The following is a 13,623-nucleotide window of genomic DNA, read 5'->3' as shown; positions in this document are numbered from 1 at the left end:
CGCTTCATTAATTCTGCACACTCCTCCTTCAAAACGCCCTTTGTAACTTCTGTTTTTGGGTGGAATGGCCAATTACTACCTGTGATCCGTTTGTGCCCGTTTTTCTCATCATCGGCCCCCAAACTACTTTACTGATCTTGCTCCAATACAATGCGCCTGTACACATGAGGCAAGGCTCCAATGTAACATACAGGGTGCCTTCCGGAAGGTACTTAGCACCCAGGAAATTGAAGGCTGAAGTAAGGGCAATTATTTCTGCATGGGCTGTAGGGTCATTCAGCCGCTCCACCTGGTTGTGTCCACGTGCAATGATCTTGTTATTCAGCACAACGACAGCTCCTACAGGTATTTCTTCTTCACTATAGGCTTTCTGCGCTTCTTTTAGCGCTTGCTGCATGTAGAATTCATCAGTCATACCTTGCGAAGGTAAAACCTGGATAGCGTCCTTAAAACGCTTTTTCGTTGTCGCTGTAAAGCTGAGGTCGTAGATCAGCAGCAGGTACCTTAAAAGGAGATTCTTCCCTTGAACTCTTAATAATTCCCACCTCGTTTTCCAGTCTATCCAACCTGTTTTTGATATAATCCAATCCGGCTGCGGGCTCTTCTACCATCGAAATGGTTTCATTGTAGGCATATTTCTTATACTTCCTGCCCTCGAACTTTTGTTCAATATCCTCCGCAATCAATTCGTCCAAGCTAACGCCAAAAAACCTGGATATTCTAATCAACCCATCCAGTGAAGGGGCCGTTCTGCATTGCTCATAGTTGGACCAGGTTGTGCGCGAAAACCCAAGACTATCAAACATTTGATGCTGCCGCAGTTTTTTTTCCTTGCGCAGGAATTGCAAATTCTTACCAAAAAAGTTTAAAGACTGCTCCATGATTTTTAAATTTTTTACTAAAAAAATTGGCAGGCATAAAGGGATTGTATACATTTGTGTTTATAAATATATTTAATATTTATAAATTGAGTGCAGCAGAAAATAAATACACTTTAACCGGGCCAGAGAAATAATTTATCATCCTAATCACGAACTGCCCGGCAATTACAATACACTTCAAGCTGCTGCATAGATGATACTACCTAAAAACACGTGTATGACAACAGGTGGCGTCTGAATGATCCTATAGTTCTATACGGATCCATTCCGGGCATTCCGTTTTTCTATTAGATTTAATTTACCGTTCCAAGGCAAATGGCATGGATAGTATTCTTTTAGTCATGTGGATAGACATTACACTTTCGCAGTAGAATAAATGATCAATTCCTTCATTAAATAACAATGGGCTATGCAAACATCTAACAAACAAAAACAAAACTGCAATCAGTTGTTCCGCCTTACCAAGGAACAAGTACAAGAACCGACTGCTGTACTAAACTATTTTTTTGAATGCTATCACTTAAAAGATTTACGAGAATTGCTCTGGGATTGGTTATTAACGGCCCTTGGCTCGGATAATGGTACCTATGCCAAAGGCCGTGAACGTAGTAACCTGATCTTTCTCTATGAAAAATTAGAATCTTTGGCAGAAGCTGCTTATTTGTTACAACAACCACCCAGTAAAAAGCACAAATCCAGAAAGAAAAATGATGCCCTTTGAACAAGTTCATTTACTCTTTTAGCCATTCGCTTATTTTATATCCCTCTCTCTTACTACCCAATACGAATCTTATTCGAAACCCCTTTACTCTAACCGTTAGCTGAAAGAGAATCCACGCTAAACGAACCTGCTAGCTGGCATTCAATGCCTTTGTTGCGATTTCCCATACTGAACTATACATTCGCCAATCCGCGCGGCTTTTTCCATATATTGCAGCCTCTAAATTTTGCTGCTATGAAACTGGTTTCTTACCTCCAGGAAGGACATGATCGCCTGGCAATACTGGTAGATGGTTTATTGTATGATATGGAAACCTTGCACCCGGACCTGCCTCACAATATGAGTATGTTCCTGAATTACTGGGAAGATGCTTATTCGATGGCGAAGGGTGGGGAAATAATGATCCGTGAAGGAAGGATAAGCCGGGAGAAAGGCTTTATGCTGGAATCGGCTACCGTATTGGCGCCAGTACCATTTCCTACCTCCTGCCGAGATGGCTATGCGTTCAGGCAGCATGTGGCAGCTGCACGTCGCAACCGAAAGGTTCCTATGATCCCGGAATTTGATCAATACCCCATTTTTTATTTTACCAATCACCTTGCTATTCAAGGACCTGGCAGCATATCCTGCATGCCTGATCATTTTCAAAAGCTGGACTTTGAACTGGAAGCGGCGGTTGTTATTTGCAAACAGGGACGCAATATCCGGGCAGAAGAAGCCGATCAATATATCGGAGGATTAATGATCATGAATGATATGAGTGCACGTACCCTGCAAATGGAGGAAATGTTATTAAACCTAGGCCCTGCAAAGGGGAAGGACTTTTCAACTGTAATTGGCCCCTGGCTGGTAACACTGGATGAACTAGAACAATATGAAATTCCGGCCAAAGAAGGGCATACAGGCAAAAGTTGGAACCTTCGTATGCAATGCCGCGTAAATGGTACACAGGTAAGTGATGGCAATGTGGGTGATATGGACTGGACTTTTGCCGAGATCATTGAAAGGGCTTCTTATGGAGTTAATCTTTTGCAGGTGATGTGATTGGTAGTGGCACAGTTGGAACTGGCTGCTTTTTGGAATTAAATGGAACCGGCAAACTCAATAATCCTAATTATACAGACCAATGGCTACAAGAAGGCGATGTGGTTGAAATGGAAATTGATGGACTGGGTATCCTTAACAATACGATTGTAAGGGAGGAAGACGATTTCTCAATACTGGCAAGGAAGAAGATCAGTCAGGGTTAATAATTGAGCGATATAGTTTTCTGAATACTGCTTATAGTTGACAAAACATTGTCTTATGATCCTGGATTTTAAACAACTAACAACGGTACAAAAGCAAAACTTCCTGCAGCATGCCATTGCTCCCCGACCGGTGTGCTTTGCCAGTACAATTGATAAGAATGGGCAGGTAAATCTTAGCCCATTTAGCTTCTTTAACCTTTTTCTACCCAGCCACCCATTGTTATCTTTTCTCCCTCACGACGTGTACGAGACAATAGCACCAAACACACGTTGCAAAATGTGCTGGAAGTACCTGAGGTGGTGATCAATATTGTAGATTATGCAATGGTACAGCAAATGAGCCTGGCCAGTTGCGATTTTCCCAAAGAAGTCAATGAGTTTGTTAAAACAGGTTTTACTGCCGAAGCTGCGACTACCATTACCCCGCCCATGGTAAAGGAAAGCAAGGTGAAAATGGAATGCCTTGTACGGGAAGTGAAAGTATTAGGAGAGGAGGGTGGAGCAGGTAACCTGGTTATTTGTGAGGTAATGGTGATGCATATTGATGATAGCATTTTGAATGAAAAAGGGTTTATCGATCAGCGAAAGTTGCATCATATAGCCCGTTTAGGAGGCGATTGGTATTGCCGGGTGGATGAAAGCAATTTATTTCAAGTTGAAAAACCAAATATTAAACTGGGTATTGGTTTGGATGCCTTGCCGATGCCTATTCGCGGCAGCCGTATACTTACCGGCAATCATTTAGGTCAGTTGGCCAATGTTCATGATATGCCGTCAGTAGATCCCGCTTTTCATGACGACAGGTTGAAGAATATTATTCAATACTATTCCGTCAACCCGGATGAGATGGAAAAAGAATTACAGCTATACGCTAAGGAGTTATTGGACAGTGGAAATGTAATAGCCGCCTGGCAGGTATTGCTGGCCAACAATTAAAGGGCTACATCCATGCCCTTGATTCACGTTCTACCTCATACAAGGTAAAATCCTGTATTTGTCGTGCCAATTTTAATGGTATGTATGGTATGGTAATGGTTCCTCCTGCAGTGGATAAATGTAGTGTGGCTAACCCCTTTTTCGTTGATAAATGGACTGCTCCATATTCACCTGCTGTGTTTTATACCAGCGAATGATTTGTGTTTTTCTGCCCCAAATTCCACTGTTCACCTGTAAGGCATCGGCGGCTACAAATAAGCGGAAATTGCGCCGGAAGATAAATGCTTGTAATGCAATGATAGGTATCCATAATAAGATCAGGAAGAGCCAAGGATTCCAATAGGTGAGCAACAAAATTGATAACAATACAATTACGGGTATTATGCCCATTAATAAGGTTCGCCGGAAGGTATAAGAACGATGAATGCCATAATTGGCTAGAGCTAATGGCTGTACCAGGTTGTGATAGTGAGCCAATAGTTTCTCAATATATGCGGGTTGAGTAAGGGGTACTTTTACCCGTTGCTTTTTATTGTTTTCATCATCGGTCATGACCTGGTGAAACTCCATATTGAACAAGCCTATTTTGCGGCGTATCCAATTGGCATCCCAAGATATGTACTGTATTTTGGAAAAGGGAACAAGGTTTTGCCTGGTATTGATCAATCCTGTTTTAATCTTAAACCCCTGTGCAGATTCTGTAAGCTGGAAATCATAATAGTTCAACAGTATGCGCATCATGGATACAAATACGGAAATGCAAAGCACAAAAGCTATCACCAATGATACCGATATTACAGATAAACCAACTTCAGAAGAAGAATCCTTTACGGCTCTGATCACCCGGTCACCAAAGATCTCTTCGAGGTTTTGTAACATCGATACACTAAAAGCCAGGACTATGAAAAATGCCTGTATATGATTGGCTGAAAGCCCCAATTTAAAGAGATCACTCACCGATAAGCGCATGACAGGGATGTCTCTTTGTGGAGGGATTTGAGCGGTACCATCGGTTGCAACCTGCCTTTTTCCAGGAGCAGAAATTCTTTTAGTTGTTCTGCTTTAGCTACTTCAATGGCATCAATAACAGCCTCTGTTTTTCGCTTCCTGCGGTATCAATCTTTACTTTGGCAACTTTGGCTACCTGGTGTAATAAGTTTTGTTCAATATGAACTGCCTGTATTTTTGGAGGGGATGGTAATGGTTTTTGCTGATCAGTCCTTTACGGATGATCAGTTCATCATTGGCAATGAAAAAGCGAAAATAGAAGTAGCCAATTAGTGAACGTACCAAAATGATAACCGGCAGGGCCATGAGTGTGACCTCAAGCATATCTATACCTTTCTTGTTTTTGACCAACAATACCAATAATAGGGGGCCAAGGGTTTTCAGAATGGTAACGGTAGCTTTGGCTATTATGATTACCAAACCTGCTTTTGCTTGTCTTTGGGGAATGCCCCAGTTATTCTCCGTTACGGGGTTCATCGGCTATCTTTTTGTTAATCCACTCTTTTAAGGTCCAGGCAGTTGCTTCCTGCAGTCCTCGTATACGTAGGTCGGCTTCGTTAGAGCCGGCGGTATACAGCACGAGGCTAGCCAGTCCAAATCTTTTTCGAAAGGTCCGATTGTTACTGCGCTGTGTTGAATGCGGTTAAAAGGACAGGTATGGGTACTTTGGATGATCCATCCGCTGCGGTAAATGACATCCTTTTCCCGTATGGCGTAGGCCTTATTGCTAAAAGCTTTTTCCTGCAACCAATACCAGGCAGCCGTTATAAGTACCCAAGCGCCAATCATTAGGCCGATACGCAAGGGCTGCTGCAGGGTTTTATGAAATAGAGCAAAACAGCGACCAGTATACCCAATAATATGCTTAGGGTGAGCCACTCCCAACGTAAAATTTTGAGATAAGATGGCTCTATAGGGGTAAGGATTGTGTTTTCCACCCGGGGTATGTTTTCAATATGTACCTGGTCGTTCAGAAATTCCATGTGCTAAAAATAGTGCTTAATGTTTATTGTTGATGGCAGGCAAAAGGGGCCTATAGCCCCAAGCCCTGGTGCAATAATACCGGCAACTTCTCCGAAATACTTATTTTTGCAACCGTTTTACCGGTGAGGCATCCGCATTGGTAGCTAAAATTTCAAATTTATTACATGCATTTATCAGAACAGGAGATTATCCGGAGAGAGAAACTGAAGGAATTAGAGCAACTGGGTATTGAACCTTACCCGGCTCCATTATACCCGGTTAGCAATACAGCCGCCAATATCAAACAGCACTATAAAGGCGAAGAGAATAAGGCTGATTTTGCCAATGTATGTTTGGCTGGTCGTATTATGAATGTGAGGGATATGGGTAAAGCCAATTTTGCCAAGTTACAGGACAGTACGGGTACTATTCAACTGTATATCAAGCGTGATGAAATTGCTCCCGGCGAAGACAAGTCGTTTTACGATAAAGTATGGAAACACCTGGTGGACATGGGAGATATTATTGGGGTGAAAGGATATGTGTTTACTACCAAAACCGGCGAAACTTCGGTTCATGTGAGGGAGTTTACCTTACTTACCAAATCACTGAAGCCATTGCCAGTGGTAAAGGAGAAGGAAGGGGAAACATTTGATGCGGTAACTGATCCAGAATTCCGCTATCGGCAACGTTATGCCGACCTGATCGTGAACCCGGATGTGAAAGATACTTTTCTGAAGCGCACCAAGCTGATCAATACGATTCGTGAATACCTCAACGCACAGGGAGCTTTGGAAGTTGATACGCCTGTATTACAATCCATTCCTGGTGGGGCTATTGCCCGGCCCTTTATTACACATCACAATGCTTTGGATGTGCCTTTCTACCTTCGTATTGCCAATGAACTGTATCTCAAGCGATTGATTGTAGGTGGATTTGATTGGGTGTATGAGTTCAGCCGCAATTTCCGTAATGAGGGTATGGATCGTACGCATAACCCCGAATTTACTGTCCTGGAATGGTATACAGCCTATAAGGACTATTACTGGATGATGGAGATCACCGAGCAATTGATCGAAAAGATAGCTATTGCCCTTCATGGTACCACGCAGGTACAAGTGGGTGATAAAACCATCGATTTTAAAGCTCCTTTTAAACGTGTTAGTATTTATGATGCTATTAAAGAGCATACAGGTATTGATGTGAGTGAAATGGACGAAACGGCTTTGAGAGCGGCTTGCAAGTCATTGGGTATTTATCCCGAAGCCAGCATGGGTAAGGGTAAGCTGGTGGACGCCATTTTTGGTGAAAAGTGTGAAGGCAACTATGTACAACCCACCTTTATCATCGATTACCCGGTTGAAATGAGTCCGCTTACCAAGAAACACCGCAGCAAACCAGGATTGGTAGAGCGTTTTGAACTGATGGTAAATGGCAAGGAAATAGCCAATGCCTATAGTGAGCTCAATGACCCTATTGATCAGCGCGCCAGGTTTGAAGATCAGGTAAAGTTGATGGAACGAGGTGATGATGAAGCCATGTACATTGATTATGACTTTCTGCGTGCACTGGAATACGGTATGCCGCCTACGGCGGGTATTGGTATTGGCATTGATCGTTTATGTATGCTCATGACCAATCAGCCCAGTATCCAGGATGTACTGTTGTTTCCACAAATGCGGCCGGAGGTGTTCAATGGTTAGATAAACAAATCCATCATAAGCTTCTGATCAGGGTTTACAGCGTAAGGGGTAAAATCTGTAATACCCTGCTCTTTTAATATTTCTTCGTCAATATAGAAGTTGCCGGTATTCTCGAAGGAGGGCCTTTGCAGGATATGGAAGGCAGCGTCTGCTACGATATCCGGTGTACGACTGCGTTGCATCAGGAAATCTCCTCCGAGCAGGTTTTTAACAGCTGCTGTTGCAATGGTAGTTTTGGGCCATAGCGCATTGACCCCGATACGGTGGGTACGCATTTCTTCGGCTAGTCCCAGCACGATCATACTCATCCCATATTTACTCATGGTATAGGCCAGGTGTTTGGCAAACCATGCAGGATCCATATTCAGTGGTGGGGAAAGGTTTAAAATGTGTGGGTTAAGGGCTTTTTAAGGTGTGGAATAGCGGCCTGACACATAAAAAAGGTGCCCCTTACATTGATACCATGCATCAGGTCCCACCGTTTGGGTTCTGTATGCTCGGTAGGGGATAAATTAATGGCGCTGGCATTATTGATCAGGATATCAATGCCTCCAAATGTATCAACGGTGGTTTTTACAATGTGTTGGATGCTTTCTTCAAAACGGATATCACCTTGTAAGGGAAGTACCTTTCCAGGACCTGCCTTGGCAATTTCTTCAGCTGCAGTAAATATGGTTCCTTCCAGCTTGGGATGGGGTTCGGCGGTCTTACCTACAATAACTGTATTGGCTCCTTCCTTTGCCAGGCGTAAAGCAATCGCTTTTCCTATGCCCCGGCTGCCACCTGTAATTAATACTGTTTTATTTTCAAACGACATATAACAAGCGATTTTTAGATGTACAACTTTTTATTACAACTATAAATATAACGGGTTTATTATAGCTTTAAAAATATAGGGTGGTTGTACTAAATGGGGTGACGGTATTTTTACGATGATCCCGGTATTTAACGAAATTTTACAACGCAGCAAATATCCTATTGCAACTTAAGGAGTTAGTCTCTATGTTTGTATTGTTGATTGATTGATACAAGGACGCCAATATCCAAAAAACCGAATCCAATATCCAGGCCAAATCCTTTGAAATAAACCAGTCCAACCTCCGGGAAGGACGCCCTAAAATCCAAAAACCGAAGAACGATCAAAGGTCCTGCATCACTCAATGAACATTGTTAAAATCCAAAATCCAAGTTGTCCAAGATCCTACGAAAGAAGTAAAATTTGTACCTATTGATGACCCAGTTTTGTTGGTAAGGTTTCGTACAAAAGTTTTTGAACAGTCCTGAAATTTCTTCAGGACTGTTTCTATTTTAGGCACAGGCCGGCCTGGGTGCCGGCTTACGGATGATGTTCTCCAATAAATAAATAGGGGCGAGGGGGCATATAAAAAAACGGCCACGCTCAAGGGCGCGCGGCCGTCCTCACTCAAAACCATGATCTGCAAAAGAAAACAGACCTACATAAACGAACGTATTTTTCATGTAAATAGTTTTCTTAATATCAAAATGCATGATAAAAATTTAATAATTGTTTGGTTGTGTAATATTTTGACGCTTAATCTTCCACAATAATTAAAGAAAAACGGCCACGCAGAAGCGTAGCCGTCACCTTTAAAACATGGTCCCCTCTCAGTAAGGACCAAAACGGTCAATGTATGTTAAAATATTCTTGATCCTACTACTTTATGGCTTTCCAGCTTATCCAACTGGGCCTGGTATTGCAATTGAACCAGTTGTAATTTGGCATTTTCCACATTGGTTTGCGCATCCAGTAGTTCTACGTTGGTAATCAATCCTTCTTTAAAGCGTACCTGGGCCAACTTATAGGCTCGTTCTGCCTGTAAGACCAGGACATTGGTATTGCTTAGTTTTTCCTGGATTCCTTTATAATCTTGTTGTACAGTGGCCAGGTCTTTTTGGATATTAGACTCCAGGGTTTGCATGGACCGTTTGGCGGATTCTATTTGTACCTGGGTTAATTTCTGCCGCAGTTTGGGCCGGTCGGATGACAAGATAGGGATGGCGATGCCTACCCCGACCGTGCCATTTAACCGGAACTGGTCTATATCTGGTTGAATACCATTGCGAACACCGCCGCTGGCAGACCCCATAATATTGGGCCTAGAGCTAATGGAGGCTTCTTTTTATCGTATTCGAATACAGTAATTTGCTTTTCAATCAGTTTGGCGTCGGAATTAACGGCTTTCCAGTTGCCGGGCTCTAACACCAGGTTCAAGGCATCTTCACGGTAGGTATTGGTGCCGCTGGCTGCAATCTTATCCCTGGTATCGATATTGGTGAGCCATTGCATGAGTACATATTGTTTTCCCAGCTGGGTTTGGAGGTCATTGAGGCGATTGGTGGCATTGGCGGTGCGTACCTGAGTAGTAAGCAAGTCATATTCGAGGGCATCGCCATTTTTTATTTTAGCCTGTATGAGCCGTTCATTTTCTTTCAGGGAGTTGATCTGGTCCTGTTGTACCTGTATGCTTTTTTGAAGAAACTGAATATTGTAATAGATCTGAGCTACCTGATATGCTATGGCATTCTTAGTATTGTCGACTCCTTCCACATTCAAAGCCCGTGTTGCCTCATTTCTGTCCAATTGCAATTTTGTTTTTCCAAAATCATAGATGAGCTGCTTAACGGTAATGGCTCCGTTATAATTATTGTAGGGCTGGAATGCCAGGGAGCTTTTTCCGGCGGGCGTTTCAAACTCTACTTTAGGTGAAGGAGCCATAAACTGGTAGTTGATATCTGCATTGACAGTAGGCAGGTACCCGGATTTGATGATCTCTTTTTTACATCATCGGCCCTAAGTTGTTCTTCGAGTTCTTTGATACGGGGGTAATTAGTAATAGCGGATTGTATCAATCCATTTAATTGCTCATCTTTAATGGGAGTTTCCTGCGCAAATGTTGTTTGCATCAGCAGCAATAACAAGGCTCCGCTTATTAAACTTTTCATACTACTTATATTTGTTCGCTTCATCATTGTTGTTACTGGTTAAAGGTTAATGTGCCGCCTCCATTGCTTCTTTTACTGCCTTGGTATTAAGGACAGGTTTCTTTTTCACCCGGAGGAATACTACTAAGGGTAGTACCAGCAAGAAGAAAATCCCAATGAGCCTGAAGGTGTCGAGATAGGCCAGGTAATAGGCCTGTTTGTCGACAGCCAGGTCAATGATTTTATGGGCTTTGGCGGTGGCCGTTGTTAAGTCGCCTCCTGTTTGGGCTAACATATTATTGGATATGGCATTCACTCTTTCGGTCAATGCGGGTGCACCATCATAGGTATTGGCAACCATATCATTCCTGTGTTGGGCATAACGTTGGCTGATAAAATTGTTGGCCAGGGCAATACCAAAAGCCCCTCCTATTTGACGGATCATATTGTTGAGGGAGATACCTGCTGCATAATCTTTGGGAGGTAAGCCTGCTACGGCCTGGTTGATCAATGGCAACTGAGACATTGAAATACCGACGGCCCGGATGAGCAAGGGAATAAAGAATGCCCAACGGCCTACATCGGGGCTTACGCCTGCGCTGGTCCAACAGTAAATGGCAAATAAGATAAAACCTATTACTATGAAGGGGATGGGGGAGACGCCTTTACTCATCATGCGGCCTATGACGGGCATCATGACCACGCCGGCCAGGGTGGGTGGCAGGAGGGATAAGCCTGTCTCGAGGGCTGAATAGCCCAGTACGCGCTGTGCCAGAACCGGGTAAACGAATACGGAAGTAAAGAGACCTAAACCAGCTACAAAAGTAAAAACGATAGTGAACGCGTAACTCCGCTTTTTCATTACCCGCAGGTTCACTACTGGTGTAGGTGTCTTTAACTCCCATCCAATAAACCCAATTACGCCTATCGCTGCCAACACCGTACTTACGCGGATAGCGTTGCTGCTAAACCAATCTTCGGATTCTCCTCTTTCGAGTACAAATTGTAAACAACCAATGCCTACCATTAGCAATGCTATGCCCATATAGTCTACAGACATCTTGGCTTTATTCTTACCTTCTCCTTCCTTTTTATCAATAAATACCATGGCTAGAATAGTAGCTATAACACCCACGGGCAGGTTTACGAGAAACATCCAGGGCCATGAATAATGTTCTATGAGGTAACCACCAACGGTAGGTCCAAGGGTGGGACCTAATATCAATCCCATTCCAAAGAGGCCGGCCGCCATGGGCCGGTCTTCGGGCTTAAAGGCGTCGAATAAAATAGCTTGTGAGGTAGATAATAAAGCACCGCCTCCAATACCTTGTATAAATCGCCAGATGATCAGTTCCACCAGACTTGTTGACTGGCCACACATATAGGAGGCCAGGGTAAAAATGATCATGGATACGATATAATAATTCTTACGACCAAAGTATTCGGCCAGCCAACCGGTCATCGGGATGATGATCACATTGGCTATGGCATAGGCGGTAATGACCCAGCTTACATCTTCAATGTTAACACCCAGGCTACCCGCCATTTCGCTTAAACCCACATTCACGATAGAGGTATCTATCAGTTCCATAACGGCGGCCGTTACGGTGGTGAGTACTATTATGAATTTGGCAAATCCTTTTGGACTGGACATACTAATTTAATTATTCGTGAATCGACAGTCGTGAATGGTTAAGTGTGGCATAATAATCCCTGTTACGGTATTCTCTATTAAAAGAACATCGTTTTCTCCATCAATCGATGAAGGCAATTCTATGCTATTGCTTATTAATTCAGTGGAACGCTTACAAACACACTCAAACCTGCTCTCAGTACTTCCTTGTATTGGGTCATATCGCTAATTGCAATCTTAACGGGTATACGTTGTGTTACTTTTACAAAGTTACCACTGGCATTATCGGGAGGCAATAAAGCAAACCGTGCTCCCGTGGCATCACTAAGGCTTTCTACTGACCCTTTCAATTTCAGATCGGGGTATGCGTCAACCTCAATATCAACGGGCATTCCGGGATGCAGCCGGGTGATCTGGTTTTCTTTAAAGTTGGCGACAATCCAATAGGTGGTGTCATTTACTATTGTAAATAATGGTGCGCCCGCTTGTACATATTGGCCTTCGGATATATTCTTTTTACCGATCTTACCAGCTTGGGGGCATAGATCCTGGTATAGGATAATTTCAACTTTTGTTGATCGATCTGGGCCTTTCTTACCTCAATATTAGCAGCTGCCTTTTGTACGGCAGCTTGTAATACGCTGATACGGCTTTCGGCACTGGCCAGGTCATTGTGGCTATTGTCGAGTTCTTTTGACAATGTTTCATAATCATAACGAGCGTCGTCCAATTGTTTTTGGGTAACGGCCGATTCGGCAAAGAGGTTTTTATTGCGGGTATAATCTTTTGGGCCTTCTCCAGTTTTACCTGGTTGATATCAATATCGCCTTTATTTACCCGGAGTGAAACCAGGGCATTATTCAGCGCTGCTTTGGCATTGCTTAGATCGGCCTGGGCTGCCTGGTAATCGGCTTCGAGTTGAAGTAATTGACTTTGCAGTTCGGCATCATCCAGTTCTACCAGCAACTGGCCTGTTTTTACAGAATCATAATCTTTTACTGCTATACTTTTTACATAGCCGGCCACTCTTGGTAAAACAGGGATGAGTTGTGTTTCTACCTGTGCATTGTCGGTGCTTTCATGTCGTAAGGCATAGATTATTTTGTTATAACCAAAATAACTGACTAGTGCTACAATAATTCCTATAATAAGAAACCGGACAGGGGACTTCTTTTTAGGGGAGTTTGTGTGGTTGGTTGATTTTCCATAACTATACTACGTTTACTATTTACCTACAAGGTGTGCGTGAAATAATTCTTTAAGGTGTGTTTTTAATCTATGTGTGATCTTCTGCTGGTATTCTTCTTCATTTTGTGTATCAATGCGCAATAAAGCACAATACACATTTTTGAATTAATAACCTGGGTGATGGTGCCCATCATTGTGGCCAGGGTCATTTCAACATCGATCTTGCGGAATACCTGTTTGCGCTGCCCATCGGTAATGATCTTTTGATCCGCTCCAGGTTTTGCATTTTAATGCTGGTAATAAGTTCCTTGATCTCATGCGACCGGGCAGTGTTGTACTCCTGGCTCATAATGCTGTGAAAGCGCCGGTTATTAATAATGCGTTCCACATAAAAATC

The 13,623-nt window shown here is 43.0% G+C and carries 20 protein-coding genes; 5 read left to right on the top strand and 15 right to left on the bottom strand.

Features of this window, described 5'->3' with window-relative positions; translation table 11 throughout:
• Nucleotides 1-28: 28 nt before the first annotated feature.
• Nucleotides 29-415 carry a nucleoside deaminase gene (locus RS881_RS56160; RefSeq protein ID WP_315818748.1) on the bottom strand — a complete coding sequence of 129 codons (387 nt, stop codon included), beginning with the start codon at nucleotides 413-415 and terminating at the stop codon, nucleotides 29-31.
• 31 nt (nucleotides 416-446) lie between these two features.
• Nucleotides 447-881 carry a helix-turn-helix domain-containing protein gene (locus RS881_RS56155; protein WP_315818747.1) on the bottom strand — a complete coding sequence of 145 codons (435 nt, stop codon included), beginning with the start codon at nucleotides 879-881 and terminating at the stop codon, nucleotides 447-449.
• A 409-nt stretch (nucleotides 882-1,290) separates the two neighbouring features.
• Between RS881_RS56155 and RS881_RS56150 the strand changes: the two genes are divergently transcribed.
• The 4 genes from RS881_RS56150 (at nucleotide 1,291) to RS881_RS56135 (ending at nucleotide 3,788) form a co-directional block, all read left to right on the top strand.
• The gene (locus tag RS881_RS56150; protein WP_315818746.1) at nucleotides 1,291-1,602 is read left to right on the top strand and encodes a hypothetical protein; all 312 of its coding nucleotides are present in this window, start codon (nucleotides 1,291-1,293) and stop codon (nucleotides 1,600-1,602) included.
• A 234-nt stretch (nucleotides 1,603-1,836) separates the two neighbouring features.
• On the top strand, nucleotides 1,837-2,646 hold the full coding sequence (locus tag RS881_RS56145) for a fumarylacetoacetate hydrolase family protein (protein WP_315818745.1): 810 nt from the start codon (nucleotides 1,837-1,839) through the stop codon (nucleotides 2,644-2,646).
• 32 nt (nucleotides 2,647-2,678) lie between these two features.
• On the top strand, nucleotides 2,679-2,852 hold the full coding sequence (locus RS881_RS56140; protein ID WP_315818744.1) for a hypothetical protein: 174 nt from the start codon (nucleotides 2,679-2,681) through the stop codon (nucleotides 2,850-2,852).
• Nucleotides 2,853-3,068: 216 nt separating this feature from the next.
• The gene (locus RS881_RS56135; RefSeq protein ID WP_315824945.1) at nucleotides 3,069-3,788 is read left to right on the top strand and encodes a flavin reductase family protein; all 720 of its coding nucleotides are present in this window, start codon (nucleotides 3,069-3,071) and stop codon (nucleotides 3,786-3,788) included.
• 129 nt (nucleotides 3,789-3,917) lie between these two features.
• On the opposite strand, the gene RS881_RS56130 is transcribed toward RS881_RS56135, so the two are convergent.
• The 4 genes from RS881_RS56130 to RS881_RS61335 form a co-directional block, all read right to left on the bottom strand.
• Nucleotides 3,918-4,757 (bottom strand): PH domain-containing protein, encoded by an 840-nt coding sequence (locus RS881_RS56130; RefSeq protein WP_315818743.1) that lies wholly within the window; start codon nucleotides 4,755-4,757, stop codon nucleotides 3,918-3,920.
• A 97-nt stretch (nucleotides 4,758-4,854) separates the two neighbouring features.
• Entirely contained in the window at nucleotides 4,855-4,956 is a 102-nt protein-coding gene (locus RS881_RS61340) for a hypothetical protein (RefSeq protein ID WP_350340361.1), read from the bottom strand.
• Nucleotides 4,929-5,273: a PH domain-containing protein gene (locus tag RS881_RS56125; protein WP_315818742.1), complete on the bottom strand. Its 345-nt coding sequence runs from the start codon at nucleotides 5,271-5,273 to the stop codon at nucleotides 4,929-4,931. Before RS881_RS56125 ends, RS881_RS61340 begins: the two co-directional genes overlap by 28 nt.
• 27 nt (nucleotides 5,274-5,300) lie before the next feature.
• Nucleotides 5,301-5,585: a PH domain-containing protein gene (locus RS881_RS61335; protein WP_350340360.1), complete on the bottom strand. Its 285-nt coding sequence runs from the start codon at nucleotides 5,583-5,585 to the stop codon at nucleotides 5,301-5,303.
• 359 nt (nucleotides 5,586-5,944) lie between these two features.
• Here RS881_RS61335 and lysS point away from each other — a divergent pair, with 359 nt between their 5' ends.
• Nucleotides 5,945-7,462: a lysine--tRNA ligase gene (gene lysS, locus RS881_RS56120; RefSeq protein ID WP_315818741.1), complete on the top strand. Its 1,518-nt coding sequence runs from the start codon at nucleotides 5,945-5,947 to the stop codon at nucleotides 7,460-7,462.
• Here the strand turns inward: lysS and RS881_RS56115 are convergent.
• The 9 genes from RS881_RS56115 to RS881_RS56075 form a co-directional block, all read right to left on the bottom strand.
• A complete protein-coding gene (locus tag RS881_RS56115) occupies nucleotides 7,459-7,824 on the bottom strand; it encodes a Rossmann-fold NAD(P)-binding domain-containing protein (RefSeq protein WP_315818740.1) in 366 nt (121 codons plus the stop codon). The genes lysS and RS881_RS56115 overlap by 4 nt on opposite strands.
• Nucleotides 7,825-7,844: 20 nt before the next feature.
• Nucleotides 7,845-8,279, bottom strand: a complete 435-nt coding sequence (locus tag RS881_RS56110) for an SDR family NAD(P)-dependent oxidoreductase (RefSeq protein WP_315818739.1) — start codon at nucleotides 8,277-8,279, stop codon at nucleotides 7,845-7,847.
• Between the two features lie 838 nt (nucleotides 8,280-9,117).
• Nucleotides 9,118-9,570 carry a TolC family protein gene (locus RS881_RS56105; RefSeq protein ID WP_315818738.1) on the bottom strand — a complete coding sequence of 151 codons (453 nt, stop codon included), beginning with the start codon at nucleotides 9,568-9,570 and terminating at the stop codon, nucleotides 9,118-9,120.
• Nucleotides 9,522-10,199 (bottom strand): TolC family protein, encoded by a 678-nt coding sequence (locus RS881_RS56100; protein WP_315818737.1) that lies wholly within the window; start codon nucleotides 10,197-10,199, stop codon nucleotides 9,522-9,524. Before RS881_RS56100 ends, RS881_RS56105 begins: the two co-directional genes overlap by 49 nt.
• The gene (locus RS881_RS56095; RefSeq protein ID WP_315818736.1) at nucleotides 10,178-10,426 is read right to left on the bottom strand and encodes a hypothetical protein; all 249 of its coding nucleotides are present in this window, start codon (nucleotides 10,424-10,426) and stop codon (nucleotides 10,178-10,180) included. Before RS881_RS56095 ends, RS881_RS56100 begins: the two co-directional genes overlap by 22 nt.
• A gap of 46 nt (nucleotides 10,427-10,472) precedes the next feature.
• On the bottom strand, nucleotides 10,473-12,059 hold the full coding sequence (locus tag RS881_RS56090) for a DHA2 family efflux MFS transporter permease subunit (protein WP_315818735.1): 1,587 nt from the start codon (nucleotides 12,057-12,059) through the stop codon (nucleotides 10,473-10,475).
• A gap of 134 nt (nucleotides 12,060-12,193) precedes the next feature.
• Complete coding sequence (locus RS881_RS56085; RefSeq protein WP_484557611.1) at nucleotides 12,194-12,430, bottom strand: hypothetical protein; 237 nt, start codon at nucleotides 12,428-12,430, stop codon at nucleotides 12,194-12,196.
• Nucleotides 12,431-12,498: 68 nt separating this feature from the next.
• Nucleotides 12,499-12,768 carry a hypothetical protein gene (locus RS881_RS56080; protein WP_315818734.1) on the bottom strand — a complete coding sequence of 90 codons (270 nt, stop codon included), beginning with the start codon at nucleotides 12,766-12,768 and terminating at the stop codon, nucleotides 12,499-12,501.
• Nucleotides 12,769-13,431: 663 nt separating this feature from the next.
• A complete protein-coding gene (locus tag RS881_RS56075) occupies nucleotides 13,432-13,614 on the bottom strand; it encodes a hypothetical protein (RefSeq protein ID WP_315818733.1) in 183 nt (60 codons plus the stop codon).
• Nucleotides 13,615-13,623: the final 9 nt, after the last annotated feature.

Source organism: Paraflavitalea speifideaquila, from assembly GCF_032395985.1.
GTDB classification, from domain to species: Bacteria; Bacteroidota; Bacteroidia; order Chitinophagales; family Chitinophagaceae; genus Paraflavitalea; species Paraflavitalea speifideaquila.
Note: the sequence above shows the minus strand (reverse complement) of the source record. Positions and strands in the feature narration are given on the sequence as shown.